General features: G+C 72.8%; 16 protein-coding genes. 11 read left to right on the top strand and 5 right to left on the bottom strand.

Going from position 1 to position 20,748, the window contains the following annotated elements:
• Nucleotides 1-329: 329 nt before the first annotated feature.
• Genes H489_RS28235 through H489_RS36850 form a run of 5 tightly spaced genes read left to right on the top strand, consistent with a single transcriptional unit; the run spans nt 330 to nt 8,646 of the window.
• Entirely contained in the window at nt 330-1,271 is a 942-nt protein-coding gene (locus H489_RS28235; RefSeq protein ID WP_017887119.1) for a glycosyltransferase family 2 protein, read from the top strand.
• Nucleotides 1,268-2,233, top strand: coding sequence for a glycosyltransferase family 2 protein (locus H489_RS28240; RefSeq protein ID WP_017887120.1), 966 nt, complete (start codon nt 1,268-1,270; stop codon nt 2,231-2,233). Before H489_RS28235 ends, H489_RS28240 begins: the two co-directional genes overlap by 4 nt.
• Complete coding sequence (locus H489_RS36845; protein ID WP_017887121.1) at nt 2,230-5,781, top strand: glycosyltransferase; 3,552 nt, start codon at nt 2,230-2,232, stop codon at nt 5,779-5,781. The genes H489_RS28240 and H489_RS36845 overlap by 4 nt, the downstream gene beginning before the upstream one ends.
• Complete coding sequence (locus H489_RS28245) at nt 5,768-7,657, top strand: PIG-L family deacetylase (protein ID WP_017887122.1); 1,890 nt, start codon at nt 5,768-5,770, stop codon at nt 7,655-7,657. The genes H489_RS36845 and H489_RS28245 overlap by 14 nt, the downstream gene beginning before the upstream one ends.
• Entirely contained in the window at nt 7,654-8,646 is a 993-nt protein-coding gene (locus tag H489_RS36850; RefSeq protein ID WP_017887123.1) for a glycoside hydrolase family 16 protein, read from the top strand. Before H489_RS28245 ends, H489_RS36850 begins: the two co-directional genes overlap by 4 nt.
• Before the next feature lie 42 nt (nt 8,647-8,688).
• Here H489_RS36850 and H489_RS36855 read toward each other — a convergent pair whose 3' ends face one another.
• The 4 genes from H489_RS36855 to H489_RS28265 form a co-directional block, all read right to left on the bottom strand.
• Nucleotides 8,689-9,873: a glycosyltransferase family 4 protein gene (locus tag H489_RS36855; protein ID WP_017887124.1), complete on the bottom strand. Its 1,185-nt coding sequence runs from the start codon at nt 9,871-9,873 to the stop codon at nt 8,689-8,691.
• On the bottom strand, nt 9,870-11,375 hold the full coding sequence (locus H489_RS28255) for a lipopolysaccharide biosynthesis protein (protein WP_017887125.1): 1,506 nt from the start codon (nt 11,373-11,375) through the stop codon (nt 9,870-9,872). Before H489_RS28255 ends, H489_RS36855 begins: the two co-directional genes overlap by 4 nt.
• Entirely contained in the window at nt 11,372-12,292 is a 921-nt protein-coding gene (locus H489_RS28260) for a beta-1,6-N-acetylglucosaminyltransferase (RefSeq protein ID WP_017887126.1), read from the bottom strand. The genes H489_RS28255 and H489_RS28260 overlap by 4 nt, the downstream gene beginning before the upstream one ends.
• 113 nt (nt 12,293-12,405) lie before the next feature.
• Nucleotides 12,406-12,633 (bottom strand): hypothetical protein, encoded by a 228-nt coding sequence (locus H489_RS28265; RefSeq protein WP_017887127.1) that lies wholly within the window; start codon nt 12,631-12,633, stop codon nt 12,406-12,408.
• A gap of 182 nt (nt 12,634-12,815) precedes the next feature.
• Here H489_RS28265 and H489_RS28270 point away from each other — a divergent pair, with 182 nt between their 5' ends.
• Nucleotides 12,816-14,108, top strand: coding sequence for a glycosyltransferase (locus tag H489_RS28270; protein ID WP_017887128.1), 1,293 nt, complete (start codon nt 12,816-12,818; stop codon nt 14,106-14,108).
• A gap of 142 nt (nt 14,109-14,250) precedes the next feature.
• On the opposite strand, the gene H489_RS0119000 is transcribed toward H489_RS28270, so the two are convergent.
• A complete protein-coding gene (locus tag H489_RS0119000) occupies nt 14,251-15,570 on the bottom strand; it encodes a glycosyltransferase (protein ID WP_017887129.1) in 1,320 nt (439 codons plus the stop codon).
• Between the two features lie 291 nt (nt 15,571-15,861).
• On the opposite strand from H489_RS0119000, the gene H489_RS28275 reads away from it, so the two are divergent.
• The 5 genes from H489_RS28275 (at nt 15,862) to H489_RS28290 (ending at nt 20,688) form a co-directional block, all read left to right on the top strand.
• Nucleotides 15,862-17,145, top strand: coding sequence for an ABC transporter substrate-binding protein (locus H489_RS28275; protein ID WP_040419670.1), 1,284 nt, complete (start codon nt 15,862-15,864; stop codon nt 17,143-17,145).
• A gap of 116 nt (nt 17,146-17,261) precedes the next feature.
• Complete coding sequence (locus H489_RS28280) at nt 17,262-18,287, top strand: carbohydrate ABC transporter permease (RefSeq protein WP_017887131.1); 1,026 nt, start codon at nt 17,262-17,264, stop codon at nt 18,285-18,287.
• A gap of 65 nt (nt 18,288-18,352) precedes the next feature.
• A complete protein-coding gene (locus H489_RS28285; RefSeq protein ID WP_051067388.1) occupies nt 18,353-19,195 on the top strand; it encodes a carbohydrate ABC transporter permease in 843 nt (280 codons plus the stop codon).
• A gap of 5 nt (nt 19,196-19,200) precedes the next feature.
• On the top strand, nt 19,201-19,659 hold the full coding sequence (locus tag H489_RS38510; protein ID WP_017887133.1) for a hypothetical protein: 459 nt from the start codon (nt 19,201-19,203) through the stop codon (nt 19,657-19,659).
• Nucleotides 19,660-19,680: 21 nt separating this feature from the next.
• Nucleotides 19,681-20,688 (top strand): LacI family DNA-binding transcriptional regulator, encoded by a 1,008-nt coding sequence (locus H489_RS28290; protein WP_017887134.1) that lies wholly within the window; start codon nt 19,681-19,683, stop codon nt 20,686-20,688.
• The last annotated feature ends 60 nt before the right edge of the window (nt 20,689-20,748 follow it).

Here is a 20,748-nt window from a genome sequence, read left to right on the forward strand (position 1 = left end):
GCACCGCGCCTCCCGTCCGCTCGTGGCTCGTCCACCACCCGTCGGCCGCCGCGCCCGGCGGCCCACCTGCGCGAGCGTTGCGGGTTTCCGTATCCGCACCCGGGTGTCCGCAAGGGACCGCAGCGTGCATTGACCCTCCCGCCGGCCACGGCGATGGTTGGAACCGCGGGGGAGAGTACCCACTCACCCGCGGCAAGCCGGCGGCGTCGTACCCGCGTCCCGCTGCTCGACCGACGACGATCACCGTCGTCGAGGCGTCATCCGAGGACGCACCGCTCGTCTCGACGAGCCACCACCCGACAGCAACCCTGACCCGACAGGACCGCGCCATGCCCGTACGTACCGTCCGCCCTGCAGACCCGAGGGTCTCCGTCGTCATCCCGGCGCGGAACGAGGCCCGCAACCTCGAGATCATCCTCCCGAAGCTCCCGCCCGTGTACGAGGTGATCCTGGTCGACGGCAACTCCGTCGACGACACGATCGCCACGGCCCAGCGGGTCATGCCCGGCATCCGCGTCGTGCACCAGACGCGCAAGGGCAAGGGCAACGCCCTGGCGTGCGGGTTCGAGGCCGTCACCGGCGACGTCGTCGTGATGTTCGATGCCGACTGCTCCGCGGACCCCGACGAGATCCCACGGTTCGTCCAGGCACTCGTCGAGGGCGCCGACGTCGCGAAGGGCACCCGGTACTCGCTCGGCGGTGGCAGCGACGACATCACGATCGTCCGCAACATGGGCAACCGCGGCCTGAACCTGCTCTGCAACGTCATCCTCGGCACCCGCTACAGCGACCTCTGCTACGGCTACAACGCCTTCTGGGCCGACGTGCTGCCGGAGATCGGTCTGCTGTCGTCCGAGCTGCCGAAGCCGGCCGACGGCTCGATGCTGTGGGGCGACGGGTTCGAGATCGAGACCGTCCTCACCTGCCGCTGGTCGGCCGCCGAACTCGCGATCACCGAGGTGCCGAGCCACGAGAAGCTCCGCGTGCACGGTTCCAGCAACCTGAACGCCGTGACCGACGGCATCCGCGTGCTGAAGTCGATCATGCACGAGCGCCGTCGCGCCGCCATCGGCCGTGCCGAGGTCCGCCGGGCGGCGATGAGCGTCGTGCCGCCGGCCCAGCAGCTCGTTGCCGGGCACGCTCCGGTGCACGCCGCCGGGCATGCTCCGGTGCACGCCGCCGGGCACGCTCCGGTGCACGCCGCCGGGCACGCTCCGGTCGGCACCCCCGTCGCCGCGACCGCCGGCATCCTCGAAGAGGACGTCGCGTGACGAGCGTCGCGGTCGTCATCTGCGCCTACACCCAGCAGCGCTGGGGCGACCTGCAGGACAGCGTCGAGTCGGCCAGGCGTCAGCCCGAGGCGCCCGAGGTCGTCGTCGTGATCGACCACGAGCCCGAGCTCCTGCTGCGCGCCGCGGCCCGCTGGCCCGGACTCCGCGTCGTCCCGAACACCGAGGACCGCGGGCTGTCCGGTGCCCGGAACACGGGCGTCGCCCTGACGGACGCCGACGTCGTCGCGTTCCTGGACGACGACGCCACGGCGGACCCGGACTGGCTCGGGCACATGCTCACCGCGCTCGAGGACCCCGAGGTCGTCGGCGTCGGGGGCCGCGCCACCCCGTCCTGGCCGACCGCCACCGGCGCCGGCCCGTACGCCGACGAGCTGCTCTGGATCGTCGGCTGCTCGTACCGCGGCCTGCCGGAGACCCCCGGCGACGTCCGCAACGTGATCGGCTCGAGCATGGCCTTCCGCCGCGACGCGATCCTGCTCGCGGGCGGGTTCCGCTCGGGCATCGGTCGGGTCGGCAACCAGCCGCTCGGGTGCGAGGAGACCGAGCTCTGCATCCGCATCGCCCAGGCCCGTCCGGGTGCGCGGATCCGCCACGAACCGCGGTCGAACGTGTCGCACCGGGTCTCACCGGACCGTGTCACCATGCGGTACCTGCGTCGTCGCAGCTACTACGAGGGCATCTCGAAGGCCGTCCTGAGCCGCCGGGTCGGCACGGGGGACTCGCTCGCCAGCGAGTCGACCTACCTGACCCGTGTGATCCCGGGCGCCGTGCTGCGGGAACTCCGCCACGTCGGTCGTGGCGGAGGCCTGCGGGCGTACGCCATCGCGCTCTCCGTCGTCTCGACGGTCGCGGGCTACGCCGTCGGCCGGGTCCTCGGCACCCTCGTCGTGCGGACCCCGCCGGCACCCGCCCCGCTCCCGCAGACGGTGGGGACGCCGTGACCCGCGCGACCCTGGCGATGGTCCTCTCGCCGATCGTGAGCGGACCGCTCGTCCCCACGTGGGACGGCGCGCTCTGGATCGGCGAGGTGGACCGGGCCGACGTGCACGCGTCGAGTCACCGGGACGTCATCGCCCTGCAGGGATCGGCCGGGTACGGGCGTGCCCGGCTGCTCGTCCGCGACCGCGGTGAGCCGCTCGGCTTCGTCGAGACCGAGATCACCGAACGCCGCCGCATCGGCGGCACGATCGACGTCCGTGCGCTGCAGCGCGCGATCCGGCCCATGCCGGCCCCCGAGCGTCGGCCGGCAGCAGGTCTGGTGCTGCCGTCCGTCACCGTGGTGCTCTGCACGGACGGCGCCGCCGGCACGACCATGCGCTCGGTGCTGGCGAACCGGTACCCCGACTTCGACGTCGTGGTCGTCTCCCGCGGTGCCGACGACGAGGGCGTGGCGACGGTCGACATCGGCGGACGCCGGGTCACCACCATCGCTGCGCCGGGTGAGGGGCTCGCTGCCGCGCGGAACGCCGGTCTGCTCGCCGCCTCGGGCGAGGTCGTCGCGTTCGTCGACGAAGGCGCCGTCGTCGACGGTGACTGGGTCGACGCCGTCGCCCGTGCCTTCGCGGCCGCTGACGACGTGGACTGCGTCACCGGTCTCGTGCCGAGTGCGGAACTCCGCACCCCGGCACAGCGCTGGCACGACGCCCACACCCCGGGGGCGCGCACCGTCCGTCGTCGGGTGTTCCGGCTCGACGACGCGGTGGACGACCTGCCGCTGCACCCCTTCGCCGCCGCCGCGTACGGCACCGGCGCGAACCTCGCCGTCCGCCGTGCGGCCGCGCTCCGGATCGGTGGGTTCGACACCGCCTTCGGTCCCGGCACCAGCGTCGGTGGCGGCGACGACCTCGACCTCTTCACACGACTGCTGTTCGCCGGATCCGCGATCGCCGTCGAACCGGCCGCCATCGCGTGGCAGCGATCGGCGGACGACGTCGCGTCGCTCCGCGCGGCCGCCGCTGCCCACGGCCACGGACTCGGAGCCTGGATGACCAAGAACGCCTTCGACCGCGACACCTTCACCGCTTCGGTGGACGCGGCCCCCGAGGCGATCAACGCCTTCGCCCGGCTCGGTCTCGAACAGGGCGACCGTGCGTCGGACGTCGCCGGGGACACCGGCACGGACCGGGCCCGCGCGACGGACCCGGTCGACGCGGAGTTCGCCGCGACCGAACGGCGGCTGCGGGGCGTCGAACGACGGTCGGTGCTCACCGCACCCGTCCTGGCGCTCGTCGAACGCCTGCGGGGTGGCGGCACCATCGACCGCACCGCACGCGGTCGTCACGAGCTCCGGCACGGCCTGGCCGGTACCCGCTCGGGCCGCCCGGTGGTGGCGGACGCCATGGGGCCGCTCACCCGGCTGAGCGCCGCGGGGCTCGTCACCGCGACGCTGCTCGTCGCGGTCGTCGGCGCCGTCGGTGACCTGCCGGTGCTGCGTGGGAGCGCGATCGGCGTCTTCCTGTTCGCGCTGCTCGGTGTCGCACCGCTCCTGCTCGTCCGTCCGATGCCGCTCGCCCGGTTCAGCGTCTTCGCCGTCACGGCGTCGCTGGTCGGCACGATCGCGATCGGCTACACGATGGCGACGTTCCGCATCTGGGAACCGACGGTGCCGTTCGTCGGGGTCGTCGTGCTCACCGCCCTCGCCCTGGCGATCGCGGTGCCGCGGGACCTCGCCGAACTCCGGCGCGCCCGCCTGCTGCCCACCGACGGTGCCGCACCGGCGCGCCGGTGGTCACCGACGCACACCGTGACCGCCGCTTCGGTGGCCGGTCTGCTCGTCATCGTCGTCGCCGCGCTGACCCACGTCGGCGATCCGGTGCCCGACGGCCTGTTCGGATCACTGGGCCCCGGCCTGGTGATCGGCCTCGCGATCGTCGTCGCCGCCGCCGTCGTCGCCGTGGTGCGCGGCCGCGGACTCGCGGTCCCCGTCGTGGTGCTCGGTGGGAGCATCCAGCTCGCCCAGGCGATCACCTACGGCATGCCGACCGTGATGGCGGCCGCCCGGCACATCGGAGTCCTGGAGTACATCCGACGCTGGGGCGGGACGAACCCCACGGCCGACATCTTCCAGACGTGGTCCGGCCTGTTCGCTGGTGGCGCCTGGGTCGCGGACGTCGGCGGCATCGACAACGCCATGACCATCGCCGCGTGGGTCCCCGTCCTGCTCGCCTTCAGCACGACGATCGCGGTCGGTGTCCTGGCCGCCAACTGGCTGCCGGGCAACCGTCGTCCGTGGATCGCCGCGTTCCTGACGGCGATGACCGGTTCGCTCAACACGACGTACTTCTCGCCCCAGTCCGTCGGCATCCTGATGTCCCTGGTGATCCTGGTGCTCGCCGTCGGCCCGCTGCGACGGACCGCCGTGACCACCGACGACGGCCTGCGGACCACCGTGCTCCGTCCACGCCGTGTCGGCCTGTCCCGGATCATCGCGATCACGGCGATCGGCATCGTGCTCGTCGTGACCCACCAGATCTCGCCCTACCTGACGGTCGCGGCGCTCGTGACCCTCGTCGTGTTCCGGTTGCTCCGCCCCTGGTGGCTGCCCGTCGTCGTGCTCGTGCCGGCGATCGGGTTCGCGATGCTGAACGGCGACGTGCTCGGCAAGTTCCTGTCCCTGGCGGCGGTCGGCAAGGTGCTCGACAACGTGCAGCCGCCGTCGCACGACATGACGGTGCTGCCGAAACCGCTCGTCACCCGGCTCGCGTTCGACGTGCCGGCCGTGGCACTCATCGTGCTCGGCCTCGTGGCGGTGCTCACCGTGCTCATGCGTCGTGACCGCGTGCACTGGGGCCTGCTCGCCGCCGCCGCGAGCCCGATCTCGTTGCTCGTCGCGACGAACTACGGCCAGGAGGGCATCTTCCGGGTCGTGCTGTTCGCGACACCATGGATCGCGATCCTGGCGGCCGGCCTGCCGAGGCCGAGCGGCCGCTTCGCGTGGGCCGGTGAGCTGCTCGAGCGCACCTTCCGACCGACGGCGGTCACGGCCGTCTTCGCCGCCGCCGCCGTGGCCGCGATGGTCGCCGTCGGCGCCTTCGGCCAGACCGCCCTCGACTGGAACCGCGTGCCCCCGCGCAGCCAGTCCGCCGCGACGCAGTTCTACGACGCCACCGCCCCGAAGGGTTCCGTCATGCTGCTGACCGGTTCGGCGAACGCCGTCCCCAGCAACACCGGGTCGCGCTACTTCGACGTGGGCTGGTTGTCCCGCGAGGTGCTCGGCGACTACCCGGGACCCCGGGGCTACGACGCCGTCGACGACGTCTCCGAGATGACCCGTTCGCTGGTGCTCGAGTGGCCGGCCACGCAGTACTACGCCATGGTCGCGGAGCCGTTCGGCGCGTACGACGAGCGCTACGGGTACCAGACCGAGGCCGACTACCAGCGGGTACGGGCAGCCATGGCCGACTCGCCGTACTGGAAGCGTGTGTGGGGCTCCGGCACCACGACGGTCTACCGGATCACCCAGGCGGGCCTCGCGCATGCCGCGGGCTGACCGTCGGCGGACCGGGCGGGCGTGGCGCATCGGTGCCGCGTCCGCCGCGGCGGTCCTCGCGCTGGTGGCGCTCGCCGCCCCGGCCCTCGACGCGACGGGTGCTGCGGCCTCGGCATCGACGCCGACCAGCCGTTCCGAGGGCGGTGGTCCGGCGGTGCCCGGCCCGGCCGGTGTCGACTGCAGCGCCGGTCGTGTCCTCACCCTGGTGGCGCACGCCGACGACGACCTGCTGTTCTCCGGCACCGAACTCCGTGCGGACGTCGACGCGGGCAAGTGCGTCCGCTCCGTGGTCGTCACCGCTGGCGACGCCGGCAAGCCCGCCTGGTACTGGCAGGCGCGTCAGGACGGGCTGATGGCGTCCTACGCCGAGATCGCCGGCGTCGACCCGGTCTGGACGACCGGACAGGCCACCGTCGCGGGACGCACACTGCACACCGAGACCCTGGCCACCGACCCGGCGCTCAGCCTGGTGTTCCTCCAGCTGCCGGACGGCGACGTCGACGGTTCGGGCTTCGCGGCCGACGACGACGAGAGCCTCGAGAAGCTGTACCAGGGCCACATCCCGACGATCCACACCGTCGCTGACGCGTCGCAGCCGGCGTCGTACTCCCTCGCCGACCTGCGCGCGACCGTCGGCGGACTGTTCACCGACTACGCGCCCACCGAGGTCCACACCCTCGACCACGGCGGGTCCTACGGTGACGGCGACCACAGTGACCACCACACCGTCGCCTACCTGGCTGCCGAGGCCCAGGCCGCGTCGGCGACGTCCCACACCTTCACGGGGTACCTCGGCTACCCGATCGCGGACCGACCCTCGAACCTGACGGCGGCACAGACCGCGGCCAAGTCGGCGGCGTTCTTCGCCTACGCGGCGCACGACGGGGAGACCTGCGCGTCGACCTCGGCGTGCGCGTCCCGCCCCGAGGGCTCCTGGCTGAGCCGGCAGTACACCGTCGGGTCGTCCACCGAACCGCCGACGGACCCGCTGCCCGAGCACGGCACGGACGTCACCTCCGGCGCATCGGTCACGGCGAGCGCCGAGAACCCGGCCGACGGCCAGACCGCCGCCAAGGCCGTCGACGGCGTCGTCAGTGGCTACCCGGACGCCCCGACGGCCGAGTGGGCTGCCCCGTGGGGCGGCGTCGGGACGTGGATCCAGCTCGACTGGGCCGCGGGTACCACGTTGCACGAGGTCGACCTCGCCGACCGGCCGAACGGGGACGACCGGGTCACCGGCGGCACGCTGACCTTCTCGGACGGCTCGAGCGTGGCCGTCCCGGCGCTCGACGACGGCGGTGCCGTGCAGCGCGTGGCGTTCGCTGCGCGCCACGTCACGTGGGTCCGGTTCACCGTCGGCTCGGTGAGCCGGACGACACGGAACGTCGGTCTGGCCGAGATCCGGGCGTTCGCCCCGGAGACGCCGACGCCGACCCCGGATCCGACGCCGACGGCATCCGACGTCACCGCCTCGGCCGTGCCGACGGCCGCGTGGGACGACGCGTCCACCGGGCAGACGGTCGACAAGGCGGTCGACGGGGTCGTCTCGGGCTACCCCGCCGACACCACCGCCGAGTGGGTCGCCCCGTGGGGGCGGACCGGCGTCTGGATCCAGCTCGACTGGGCCGCCTCGCAGCGCCTCGGCCGGATCGTGCTGCACGACCGTCCGAACAGCGCCGACCAGGTCACCAGCGGGATCCTGACGTTCTCGGACGGCAGTCAGGTCGCGGTCGGTTCCCTGCCGGACGGCGGCGACGCCCTGACCGTCGACTTCACCCCGCGCAGCGTCTCGTGGGTGCGCTTCACGGTGACGGGCGTCTCGGACAGCACCGGCAACGTCGGACTCTCCGAGCTCCGCGCCTGGACGACCGGATGACCGACGACCAGGGGGACCGCCAGGAGGCCCGCCCCACGTGGTCGGAACACGTCGCCGACGACGCGGCGTCGGCCAACGGCGCGGCACCGGCACGCGGACGCGGCCTGTCCCGGCACCGCCCGCCGCGCCGCCGCGCACGACGCGCCGCCTTCGCCGCCGGTGCGCTCCTGGCCGCCGCCGGCATCGTCGCCGGCACCGCGACCGCCACCACCACCGCGAACGGGGACGACGTGACCCTCGACGATCCCAGTGGCGTCTCGATGCCCTCCGACCAGCCGGCCGGGTGGACCCGGGTGTTCGGCGAGGACTTCGCCGACACCGCCACGAACCGCACCTTCGAGTCGCGGTACGCCGAGCGCTTCGTCGCGTACCACGGCTTCGCGGACACCGCGGGGACCGGGCGGTACCAGGCGTCGACGCTGTCCACGCACGACGGCCTGCTCGACGTGCGACTCCGGACCACCAGCGCCGGTGTCCCGCTCGCCGGCGGTGTGGTGCCGCTCGTCGACGGGCACTGGGGCGGACAGACCTCCGGCCGCTACAGCATCCGGATGAAGAGCGACGAGGTCGACGGGTACGGCGTCGCCGTCCTGCTGTGGAGCGATCAGAACCTGTGGTCGGACGGTGAGATCGACTTCCCGGAGGGGGCACTCGGTGCGCCGGCCTGGCTCAACGTGCACTGCCTGTCCGATCCGGCCGAGAAGTGCGTCCACGAGCAGACCTCGGCCTCGCTGGCCGACTGGCACACCTACACGATCGAGTGGACGCCCGAGCGGATGTCGTTCCTGGTCGACGACGAGGTCGTCGGCACCACGACGGAGAACATCCCGACGGCCCGGATGCACCTGGTCGTCCAGGCGGGCTCGAACGGTGGGGACCCGCCCGCCGACGCCGAGGGCTCGCTGCTCATCGACTGGCTGACCATCGACGTGCCGTCTGCCGGGGCCGCGCCCGCGGCGACGCTGCCGTCCGACGCCCCGACCGACTGAGCTGCTCCGGACCCCGCACCGAGACCGGGGCGTGGTCGACGCTCAGTGCTCCGCGTGGTCGCGGAGTGCCTGCAGCAGCGCCGCGACGTGACGGTCACGGCCGTGGTGGTCCCGTACCCAGGCTCGGCAGCGGTCCGCCAGGCCTGGCTCGGTGCCGCTCGCGTGCAGTGCCTCGATCAGCGTGTCGGCGAGCGCGTCGGTGTCGGTCGGTTCGACGGTGAACCGGGCCCACTCGCCGCGCAGGATCTCGGCGGTGCCGCCCGATGCGGCCGCGACGACGGGGCGGCCGGTCGACATCGCCTCGACGACGACGCGGCCGTAGCCCTCCGGTTCGATGGAGGGCGCCACCACGACGTCGGCGGCGTGCAGCACGGGGACGACGTCGTCGCGCTCCGGCACCACGATGACGGACCCCGGTGGCAGCGCCGCGATCGCGCGGCGCACCGCGGGGGCGTCGGCGGCGGAGAGCGCTCCGGCGAGGACGAGCACCGGGGCCGGGGCGGGCGGTGTGCCGTGCCCGACGAGGACGCGGGTCGACGCGTGGACGCGCCCCCAGGCCTCCAGGAGGGCGAGCACGCCCTTCGAACGCGTGAGGCGACCGTAGTGGAGCACCACGGGGTGGTCGTCGTCGATGCCGAGCGCCGCACGGGCGCGGCGGGTGCTGGCGGGCGTGGCCAGCGGGAAGGCCGAGGTGTCGACGCCGTTCGGCACCGCGTCGATGCGGTCGGCCGGTGCCCCGGCTGCCGTCCAGGCCCGCGCCATCGCGGTGGAGACCGCGAAGAACCGCGTCCGGCCCCCCGCGAACGGCCCGAGGCGGCGGTAGTTCGGGGCGTGGTGCAGGTGCACCGCGAGGGGGACGCCGGACACGAACGACACGACGCGGCCCCACGGCAGGAACTCCGGCCGGTTCAGCCAGAGGACGTCGGGGCGGGACCGGCGGAGGCGGAGGCCCTCGCCGACGAAGCGCAGCAGGTCCCGCGGTGCGGTCCGCACCGAGAAGGAGTAGTCCCGTGCTGGGCGGAGCCGGACACCGAGACGGTCGAAGGGGGCACGGCCGTCGTCCGGGCGACCGGTCGGCGCAGGGCGGTGCCAGACCTCGACGTCGTGCCCAGCGGACACGAGCTCGCCGACGTCCTCGAGGACGCAGCGCTCGACGCCGCCGGTGATGGTGAGCCCGTTCGTGGCGACGACGACACGGAGCGTGCGGTGGGCGGTGGGACTGGTCATGCCGAGCCTCCGCGGGCGAGTTGCAGTCGACGGAAGAACCAGGGCATGCAGGCGACGACACCGACGACCCTGACGATGTTCCAGGTGAGGTCCTGCGGTGCCAGCAGCGACGCCGCGGCGAGCACCAGGGCGATGCCGACGGCCAGCAGCACCCGGCGTCCGGGCCCCCGCCACTCGCGGCGGTCCGGGAGCGCCGCCTGCTGCAGGACGGCGAGGATCCCGTAGGCGATCACGGTCGCGATGCCGGCGCCGACGATGCCGGTCAGCGGCACGAGCACCAGGTTCGCGGCGATGTTGACGACACCGGCGACCGCACCGATCACTCCCACGGTCACGCCGCGGCGCTCCACCAGCAGCAGTCGGCCGGTGGCGCCGCTCGCGACCACGGGGAACGCGGTCAGGGCGACCACGAACACGACGACGGTGAGCGACTCGACGCGGTACGAGGCCGGCGCGAGGATCGGCAGGGCCACGGGCGACACGAGCGTCACGGCGAGGAGCACGGGGGCGAGGAGCACGTAGAGCTCGTCGCGGGCGTGCATCGCGAGCCGACGACGGGCGACGGCGTCGCGGAGGGCGGCGAAGTGCGGCGCCCACGCCTGGTTCGTGAAGGTCAGCAGCAGGATGACCGCGGACCCGACGACGTAGGCGATCTGGTAGCGGGCGACCTCGTCGGCACCGAGCAGGCGCTGCACGACGAGCCGGTCGCCGGCGTTCAGGACGAAGTACGACAGGCTGCCGAGCGCGATCGGGACGCCCAGCCGGAAGGCGCGAGCGGTGGTGCGGTGGTCGAACAGGCCACGGAACCGGGGCCTGGTCGCGACGATGCCGATGACCATCGCGACGCCCTGGGCGACGACGCCGCCCCAGGCGTAGGTGGTGGCGTCGGCGTGCACGGCGGCCAGCAGCCCGAGGCCGATGACCGACCCGCCGACCGACGACAGCAGGCTCGTCACCGCGAAGACCCGGATGCGGTCCTGCGCCACCAGCAGGGCGAGGGAGAGCTGCACGATCGCGGCGGGCCCGGTCCACAGGACGGCCACCAGGAGCAGCGGGTGCTGGTCGACGAAGCCCGCGGCGTCCCCCCACAGCGGGATCGAGACGAGTGCGAACACCGTGACGGTGACGGCGGTGACCATGCCGACGAACAGCAGGCCGCGCGCCCGTCGGTCGTCGCCGTCCTCGGCCCGCTGCAGCACCGCCGCCTGGTCGATGCCGCACACCGCGACGACCACGAGCGCCTGGTAGAGCGCGATCGCCGAGGCCAGCACACCGAACTCGGCCGGTGGCATCAGGTGCGCCAGCACGGGCGAGATGAGCGAACTCACGACGAGCTGCATCGACCACACCACGACGTAGAGCAGGCCGCGTCCGAACAGCACCGACGAGCCGCGGGCCACCGCCGTCGAACCGGTGTCCGTGGAGAGCGCTCCGGGCGAGGCGGGCTGCTCGACGGCGGCCTCGGCTGCACGGGCCTCGCGTCGGGTCTGGGGGACGGTCACCGCGACACCACCGCCGGTTCGTCGTCGCGTCGGGCACCGGTGCGCAGCCCGAACGCGGCGTCGACGACGTCGAGCAGGTCGCCGCTGCGTTCCGTCGAGAACTTGCGGGCGAACAGGAACGGGGCGGACTGGTCGGCCGAGGCACGGCGTTCCAGCACCCGTCCGGCGTCCTCGATCCCGAGCCACGGCGGGCTCTTCTGCTTCGTGCCGTCCCACCCGATCCACCACAGCGGGTGCGCGACGTGGGCGTCGGCGAAGTCGGGGGTGAACGCCGGGGTCAGCAACACCGACGGCACGAAGGTCTCGTCACCGATCCACACACGCTCCCAGAAGGTCACCAGGTCCGGCCGGCCGTCGACCACGTCGACGACGCCCTGCGCATGGTGCCGCGCCAGGACCTTGAGCTGCGAGCCACCGCCGAACACGACGCCGCGCGGCGCCCTGCGGGGGATCGGCAGGCGCAGCATGTGCTTCCGCCACGCCCAGTGCCGGAAACGCACGCGGGAACGGCCACCGTCACGACCCCACGCGGGGTGCGGGAGCGGCTGCACGTCGACGAACGACCGACCGGGGTTCGCCGTCATGACCGCGGCGATCTCCGCGGCACCGGCCAACGGGTAGTCGCTGCCGGTCAGCACGGCCACGTGCGTCGCGTCGGTCTCCGCGAGGGCAGCACGGTAGCCAGCGACCTCGGCCGCGACGTTCTCCCACTTCGCCCAGCCGGTGCGCATCCGGGGCAGCACACGGACCCGCTCGGGCAGGTCGGCCGTCATCGCTGCGAACGCGTCGTCGTCGGTGCTCGCGTCGCAGTGCAGGAACACCGGGAACGGGTCGAGCGCCGCCACGAGACGACGGACGTGCGTCGGGTCCTCGTGGGCGAGGACGATGCACGCGAGCGGCGTGGGGGAGATGGCCATGTCCGCGACGCTAAGCGGGCCCGGGAACCCCGACAAGGCCGGTCAGGGGCGGGTGCGGGGGAACGGCGGTTTCCCGCAGACCGGCCGCTCGGACCGATCGGACGCGGGGCCGGTCAGCGGCTGCGGCGGAACTTCGGGCAGTCGCAGAGGGCGCAGTCGGTGCCGGGACGGTAGTGCTCGTGCGCCCCTTCGGCGTGCCCGCAGCTCGAGCAGCCGGACCCGGTCGCGTCGTCGTCGGCCACGAGCGTGAGGAGACCCCCCGAGGTCTCGGGCACCAGGTGCAACTGCGTCCGCGGACCCCTGGTCGGGCCGGGCCGGGCCGTCGTGCGAGCCTGGGGCATGCGTCCTCCTCGTGCTCGGCGAGCAACCGGTGCGCACCGGGGTGGTCGCCCGGCGTGTTCGCCACTCTACTGGCGGCAAACCGCAGGCTCCCCGCATCCTCCGAGCAACGCCGTTGACCCCCTGTCGTCGGCCGGTGACCATGGCCAGGTCCACCCGATGAGACCGGCCCGACGGGACGAGCATGACCGACCACACCACCACCGCGGCCCGAGCCCTGACACTCGAGCCCGCGATGCCCTCGACCCACGCCCCCACCTGGGCCGGAGCCGCCTGGGTCGGTGCCGTCGACCGGTCCGCCGCGCTCGCCGCGGACACCGTCCAGCTGGCCGGCGCCACCGGCTTCCACCGGGCACGCCTGATGGTCCGCGACGGCGACGACGTCGCCGGGTTCGTGGACGTGCGCGTCGACGAGGGCGGGGCGGTGGACCCGGCCGAGCTCGGACCCGTCCTGCGCCGACTGCCGGCACCGGGCCCCGCGGTCGACGCGCCCGCATCCGGCGCACGCGTCTCGGTCGTCATCGGCACGCGCGAACGCGCCGCGTCACTCGACCGCGCCGTCCGGTCCGTCCTGGCGTCGGCGTACGACGACTTCGAGGTGTTCGTCGTCGACAACGCGCCGGTCACGACCGGGACGCGCGACGTCGTCGCCGCGCTCGGTGACCCGCGGGTGCACTACGTCCTCGAGCCCCGCGCCGGAGTCTCGCGTGCCCGCAACGCCGGCCTCGCGCTCGCGTCCGGCACGGTCGTCGCCTTCATCGACGACGACGTCGTCGCCGACCCGCACTGGATGGCCGCCATCGCCGCCGCCTACGAGCGGGACAGCGACGTCTGGTGCGTCACCGGACTGGTACCGAGCGGCGAGCTCCGCACCCCCACGCAGCGCTACTTCGACGAGCGGGTCACCTGGGCCCGGAACCTCGAGCGCCGGGTCCTCCGCACGGCGAGCCCTCCGGTCGACGAACCCCTGTTCCCGTTCACCGTCGGGGCCTTCGGCACGGGGGCCAACATGTCCGTGCGCCGCGACGCGGTCCGCCAGCTCGGCGGCTTCGACGTCGCCCTCGGCCCCGGCACCCGGGCCCGGGCCGGCGAGGACCCCGACCTGTTCACCCGGGTCCTGCTCGCCGGTGGGGCGCTCGCCGTGGAGCCCTCGGCCGTCGTGTGGCACGAACACCGGAAGGACCGTGCCGCCCTGCGGTCGCAGGCCATCGGTTACGGCACGGGCCTCGGCGCGTGGGTGACGAAGCTCGTCCTGCGGCCGTCGACCGCGTTCGCGGTGCTGCGGCGGGCGGCCGGGGCGGTGCGGCGGCTCGGTGCCCTGGGGCAGGGAGCGGACGATCGCCCGGTCGACGCGATCGGCGGCTGGCCCGTGGACGCCGAGTTCACCGAGGCGACGCGCGGGCTGAAGCGCGCTGAACTCGTGGCCGCGCTGGGCGGGCCGTGGCGGTACCTGGCCGGGCGGCTGACTGCGCGCTGAGGCGCGGGCACGCCGGCACCGGCTTTGCGACAGAGCACGCGTCGATCGACGCGTGCTCTGTCGCGCTCCGCGTGCGCGGCAGAACGGACGGGAGGCCCGTGGCGACGCTGCCACGGGCCTCCCGTTCCGCGCGGGGGACCGGCTAGGGCCGGAACCGTCCCGCCTCGACGTCGCGCCAGCGACGACGGCTCCGGAACCAGGCGGCCGGACCCGCGGGGAAGCCGCGCAGCTCGTGGTACGCCAGGGTCTTCGGGATGCGTGTGGTCGAGGCCTCGTTCGTGACCTCGGTGGCGGCGTCGCGGCGCCCGGCGAGACGGGACACCATCTGCTTCGACTTGACCTTCGCGGCGAGCGGCATCAGGCGGGCGAGGACGGCGACGTGCCGCTTGTCCTTCGCGGCGAGCGCGAACATCAGCGCGGTGAACCCGACGCCGTTGCCGTGCAGCTGCTTGTGCAGGTCCTCGATGGTCTGACGGTGCCGGTGGTGCACGACCGCGCGGGGTTCGAAGCCGATCCTCTCGCCGCGCCAGAGCGTCTCGACGAACATCGCCAGGTCCTCACCGCCGCGGGCGGGGGAGCCGGCGCCGAGCGTGGGGTCGAAGCCACCGACGGTGTCGATCAGGGTGCGTCGGTAGGCCATGTTCGCGCCGGCGCCGTACGCCCCGATGCCGTAGACCGCGAAGCGCTTGAGCACCTGGCCCGACGGGGTGAGGGCACGGACGCGGGCGTGCCGCATGGTGCCGGGGACGTCCTCGGGGACGATCGTGACGGGCGAGAAGGTGCGCTCGGCGCTGAACCCGCCGTAGTACGCCTCGTACCAGATCTGCGCGGGGGTGGTGAGCTCGCTCGGCAGGATCACGCCGGTGACGGCCTGCAGGTCCGGCTCGCTGACGAACCGCGAACCGATCGCGCGGAGCCACTGCGGGTCGACGCGGACGTCGTCGTCGGTGAAGGCGATCACGTCGCCGGTCGCGGCGGCGACACCGGCGTTGCGACCGGCGGACAGGCCCGGGCGACGTTCCTCGACCAGACGGACGTCCCGCCCGGCCAGCATCGCGGGCAGCGCGTCACCGGCGGGGACGCGCACCCGGTTGTCGACGAGGATGACCTCGTGCCGCGGGTAGTCCAGGTGCTCAAGGACGTCGAGCAGCTTGCCGAGGTCCTCGACGCGGTCGACGACGGTGGACACCACGACCGAGATGGTCGGCAGGTCCTCGTCGGCCACGACGGGGACGTCGGCCAGCACGGTCTCCTGCAGGGCCTCGAGCGCGCGGGCCGCGTCGGCGGGGTCGTCGGTGAGCAGCACGTCGAGCGTGCCGGTGGGGTGGCCGCCGCGGTAGCCGATCACCATGGCGGACTCGCCGGTCTCGTCGGCGACGAGGCGGGGGAGCGGGGCGTCGAGGTCGACGCCGATCACCCTGCGCGGGGCGGGCACGGTGGCGGCGGTGGAGGGGATGGCCATGTGCGGGACGCTACGACGGCCCGGAGCGGCCGACAACGGGAGATCGGCGCAGTGGCGGGGTTCGTGCGGGGTTCCGCACGGCGCGTGTGCCCCGGACGAGGGTGAGCGCTCACCCAGGAAGACACGGGAAGCTCATGGGTCACGCTCAGGTCACGGATCCGATGCAACCGGTTGCGCTCCGGTCGGACCGGGCGTAGCTTCCTCCTCCAGCAGGCAGTGTCGCCTGCTCCAGGGCGGCGGTGTCGTGCTCCGACCGAGCCGTCCTGGTGATCTCAACGAGGAGACAACGCTGTGAAGACAACACGCGCCAGGGTGCGGTTCGCGTCCGTTGCGGGGGTCGCGGTCATCGGGCTCGTGCTCACCGGATGCTCGAGCGGCAGTTCGGCGGACGACGACGCCAAGAGCGGCCAGGACAGCCGCGGACCCATCACCTACGTGCAGGGCAAGGACAACTCGAACGTCGTCCGCCCGCTGATCGCGAAGTGGAACAAGGCCCACCCGGACGAGAAGGTCACCTTCAAGGAACAGTCCGACCAGGCCGACCAGCAGCACGACGACCTGGTGCAGCACTTCCAGGCCAAGGACGAGAACTACGACGTCGTCGACGTGGACGTCGTCTGGACCGCCGAGTTCGCCGCGAAGAAGTGGCTCACGCCGCTCACCGGCGAGATGAAGCTCGACACCTCGAAGCTCCTGCCGTCGACGGTGAAGACCGCGACCTACAACGACACCCTCTACGCCGCGCCGCAGACCTCGGACGGCGCGCTGCTCTACTACCGCAAGGACCTCGTCAAGACGCCCCCCACCACGTGGAAGGAGATGATGGACGACTGCACGATCGCGAAGGCCGCCGGCATCGGTTGCTACGCGGGGCAGTTCGCGAAGTACGAGGGCCTCACCGTCAACGCGTCCGAGGCGATCAACGGCTCCGGCGGTTCGGTGCTCGGCAGCGACGGTGCTCCCGACGTCGACACCGACAAGGCGAAGGCCGGTCTGCAGAACCTGGTCGACGCGTTCCAGGACGGGAACATCCCGGCCGAGGCGATCACCTACCAGGAGGAGCAGGGCCGCACCGCGTTCGAGGACGGCAAGCTGCTGTTCCTGCGCAACTGGCCCTACGTCTACAGCCTCGCCAAGACCGACGGCTCGTCGAAGGTCAAGGACACCTTCGGCATCGCGCCGATCCCCGGTGCCGACGGCGTCGGAGCCTCGACGCTCGGTGGGCACAACGCGGCCATCAGCGTGTACTCGAAGCACAAGGCGACGGCGCACGACTTCCTCGAGTTCCTGACCTCGGACGAGACGCAGAAGTTCTTCGCGACCCAGGGCTCGCTCGCACCGGTCGTCGGTGACCTCTACACGGACCCCGAGCTGACGAAGCAGCTGCCCTACCTGCCGACGCTGCTCAAGTCGATCGAGTCCGCGGAGCCGCGCCCGGTCACGCCGTTCTACCCGGCCGTCACGAAGGCGATCCAGGACAACACCTACGCGGCGCTCAAGGGGTCGAAGTCGGTCGACGAAGCCATGAAGGACATGCAGGACGCCCTCAAGGCCGCGACCGACAGCGGGAGCTAGCGGCCGCACCGCGGCTTCCGCCGCACCTTCCGGACAGGAGGCCCGTGGCGGGTCCGCCACGGGCCTCCCCTCCGTCCCCACTTGCGTTCCGACACCCCCGGCAAGGAGGCCGACACGTGTCAGCAGCAACCGAGATCCCCGCAGCCGTCCCGAACCCGACGGGCACGGAACCGAAGCCCCAGCGGCGCAAGGGCGGGCTCAACGCCGAGCACGGCCGGTGGGCCGTGTACCTCATCGGCCCGACGATCGTGCTCCTGGCGGTCGTCATCGGGTACCCCGTGGTCAGCGCGGTCATCCAGTCGTTCCAGCTCGACCAGGGCCTCGACAAGGCGACCGGTCTGTTCGTCGAGGGCGGCTTCGCCGGAGTCACGAACTACGTGCACTGGCTCGGCCAGCGGTGCGGGGACGTCGCGTGCCCACCCGGCAACCTCGGCTCCCAGTTCTGGGTCGCCTTCGGGAACACGTTCTTCTTCACGATCGTGACCGTGGTCCTCGAGACCGTCATCGGTCTGTGGATGGCGATCATCATGAACCGCAACTTCAGGGGCCGCGCCCTCGTCCGCGCCGCCATCCTGGTGCCGTGGGCGATCCCGACCGCCGTCACCGCGAAGCTCTGGTACTTCATCTTCGACGCGAACGGCGTGCTCAACCACGTGATCGGGCACCAGGTCCTCTGGTTCTCCGACGAGTGGGCGTCACGGTTCGCCATCGTCATCGCCGACACCTGGAAGACGACGCCGTTCATGGCGCTGCTGATCCTCGCGGGCCTGCAGCTCATCCCCGAGGACGTCTACGAGGCGGGGAAGATGGACGGCGCTTCGACGCTCCAACGCTTCTTCCTCATCACGCTGCCGCTCGTCCGGCCGGCCCTGATGGTCGCCATCCTGTTCCGCGTCCTCGATGCCCTGCGCATCTACGACCTCATCGCGATCATGACCGGCGGTGGTGGTGGTTCCGGGAACGCGACCGTGTCGCTGTCCGTGCTGGTCGTCGACCAGATCCGGCAGGGGTTCAACGCCGCATCCGCCCTGTCCACCATCACGTTCCTCATCGTCTTCATCGTCGCGTTCGTCTTCGTCCGGTTCCTCGGCGCGAACGTCGTGCAGACGCAGGCAGCCCAGCAGAAGGGTGAACTCAAGTGACCCTCGCAGCAGATCGTCCCCGGCGCACCGCCGCGACCCGCGACCGGGCGACGGACCGTCCCGACGTGCGGGTCCGACGCGAGACGGGCCCGAAGCTCCGGACCGCCGTGCAGGCCGTCGTCATCGCCGTCTGGTGCCTCCTGCCGTTCTACTGGATGGTGGTCACGAGCTTCCGCGAGGTCGGGTACACGTTCGACGCCACCCCGTGGTTCACCCACGTGACCCTCGACAACTACGCGACCGCGTTCTCGACGGCACTGGGCAACCACCTCGGCCGAGCCCTCCTGAACAGCGTGTTCATCGGCGTCGCGGTGACCGTCATCGCCCTGCTCGTCGGCACCACGGCGGCGTACGCGCTGGCCCGGCTCGAGTTCCGCGGCAAGTCGTTCATCGCCGGTGCGATCCTGGCCGCGTCGATGTTCCCCGGTGTCGCCCTCATCTCGCCGCTGTTCCAGCTGTTCACCGACATCGGCTGGATGGGGTCGTACCAGGCACTCATCCTGCCGAGCATCTCGTTCGTGCTGCCCTTGACCGTGTACACGCTCGCGTCGTTCTTCCGCGAGATGCCGTGGGACCTCGAAGAGGCCGCCCGCATCGACGGGTGCACCCGGGTGCAGGCGTTCCGGCGGATCATCCTGCCGCTCGCGGCACCCGCGGTGTTCACCACGGCGATCCTGGCGTTCATCTCGAGCTGGAACGAGTACCTCATCTCGTCGCAGCTCTCGAGCGACGCGACACAGCCGGTGACCGTGGCGATCGCCTCGTTCGCCGGGTCGCAGCCGCACCAGGAGCCCTACACGGCGGTGATGGCCGCCGGCACGATCGTCACGATCCCGCTCGTGGTCCTCGTGTTGATCTTCCAGCGGCGCATCGTGGCGGGGCTCACCGCCGGCGGCGTGAAGGGCTGACGACCATGGCCCAGCGCGGACCCACCCGTCCCACCGCCCACATCGAGGAATCCATCGGCTTCGTCGGCATGTTCGGCGTGCTGTTCCTCGGCGTCACGGTGTTCTGCGAACTCACCGGGCGACCGGCACTCGGCTGGGCGCTCACCCTGCTGGTGTGCGTGCTCGGTGTCGTCGCCCTCGACCGCTGGCGGGTGCGGGTGCTCCGCCGGCACGCCGAGGTCGACGGTGTCGGTGCCACTCCCGCCATCGCTGGGTTCCGCACCGCGCGCGGCGACGACCACCGGCGCCGGCCACGACCCTCCGCGGACGGGCGGGTGCACCGGCACAGCGGGTGGGACGAGCTCGCACCAGCCGGTCGTCGAGCGCCGCACGGCGCCCGCCGGGCCGCAGCGGCCGTCGCGCACGCAACCCCCGGCACTGCGGCCGACCGACCGGCGGACGTGACGCACGGGACGGACGGCTGACGGGCCTCCCGGGTCGCACCGATGGGGATCCAGGAGATCGCGACCGTCACGGGGCTGTCGAAGTCGACGGTGTCGCGGGCGCTCCGCGGCATGTCGAACGTGGCCGACACCACGATCGACGAGGTGCGCCGGGTCGCCGACGAACTCGGGTACGTCCCGAGCTCGGCGGCGGCCGGTCTCGCCACCGGTCGTCAGCGCGCCGTCGGGGTGGTCGTGCCCGTCATCGACCGATGGTTCTCCGTGCAGGCTCTCGGCGGTGTCGACGCGGAGCTCCGCCAGGCCGGGTACGACCTGGTCCTCTACAACCTCGGCGGCCCGGGCGGCGACCGTGACCGGGCGTTCCGGCGCTCGATGCTGCGGCACCGCGTCGACGGCCTCGTGCTGCTCTCCCTGGTGCTCGACGCCACCGAACGGGCCGAGCTCGAACTCAGCCGACACCCGATGGTCGTCATCGGCGGCCCCGCACCGGGCCTGCGGAACGTGGGCGTCGACGACCGCGAGGTCACCCGGATCGCCGTCGAGCACCTGCACGGACTCGGGCACCGGCGGATCGCCTACGTGGGCGGCCAGGACGAGGCCGGCCTGAACGTCGCCGTGCCGCACCTGCGTCGGGACGGGTTCCTCGACGCGGTGCGGTCGGCGGGGTCCGCGGTGCCGGAACGGTGGTCCCTGGACGGTCGGTTCTCGTTCGCCGGTGGGACCGCCGCCGGGGCCGTGCTGTTCGCCGAGCCGGCGACCGCGCGACCGACGGCGGTGCTCTGCGCCTCGGACGAGATGGCCCTCGGCGTCCTGCTGGCCGCGCACCGAGCCGGCCTCGCAGTGCCCGAAGCCGTGTCCGTGATGGGGATCGACGGCCACGAGTTCGGTGCCACCGTCGGACTCACCACCGTCGCGCAGGACCCGGTCGCCCAGGGGCGGACCGCGGCGCGCGCGGTGCTCGCCGAGGTCGACGGCGGTGTGGCCGGCCCGATCGCGGCGGCACCGGCGCACCTGGTCGCCCGCGCGTCGACGGGGCCGCCGCCGGGGTGAGGTCGGCGGCGCGTAGGTGGCGTGGGTGGCGTGGGCGTGGTCGACTCGGAACGACGTTCC

Source organism: Curtobacterium flaccumfaciens UCD-AKU (assembly GCF_000349565.1).
Taxonomy (GTDB): domain Bacteria; phylum Actinomycetota; class Actinomycetes; order Actinomycetales; family Microbacteriaceae; genus Curtobacterium; species Curtobacterium poinsettiae.

Excerpts from the sequence above, each read along its gene's own strand:
- H489_RS28235 (WP_017887119.1), top strand. The coding sequence starts at position 330 with ATGCCCGTACGTACCGTCCGCCCTGCAGACCCGAGGGTCTCCGTCGTC.
- H489_RS28245 (WP_017887122.1), top strand. The coding sequence starts at position 5,768 with ATGCCGCGGGCTGACCGTCGGCGGACCGGGCGGGCGTGGCGCATCGGT.
- H489_RS36850 (WP_017887123.1), top strand. The coding sequence starts at position 7,654 with ATGACCGACGACCAGGGGGACCGCCAGGAGGCCCGCCCCACGTGGTCG.
- H489_RS36855 (WP_017887124.1), bottom strand. The coding sequence starts at position 9,873 with ATGACCAGTCCCACCGCCCACCGCACGCTCCGTGTCGTCGTCGCCACG.
- H489_RS28260 (WP_017887126.1), bottom strand. The coding sequence starts at position 12,292 with ATGGCCATCTCCCCCACGCCGCTCGCGTGCATCGTCCTCGCCCACGAG.
- H489_RS28265 (WP_017887127.1), bottom strand. The coding sequence starts at position 12,633 with ATGCCCCAGGCTCGCACGACGGCCCGGCCCGGCCCGACCAGGGGTCCG.
- H489_RS28270 (WP_017887128.1), top strand. The coding sequence starts at position 12,816 with ATGACCGACCACACCACCACCGCGGCCCGAGCCCTGACACTCGAGCCC.
- H489_RS0119000 (WP_017887129.1), bottom strand. The coding sequence starts at position 15,570 with ATGGCCATCCCCTCCACCGCCGCCACCGTGCCCGCCCCGCGCAGGGTG.
- H489_RS38510 (WP_017887133.1), top strand. The coding sequence starts at position 19,201 with ATGGCCCAGCGCGGACCCACCCGTCCCACCGCCCACATCGAGGAATCC.
- H489_RS28290 (WP_017887134.1), top strand. The coding sequence starts at position 19,681 with ATGGGGATCCAGGAGATCGCGACCGTCACGGGGCTGTCGAAGTCGACG.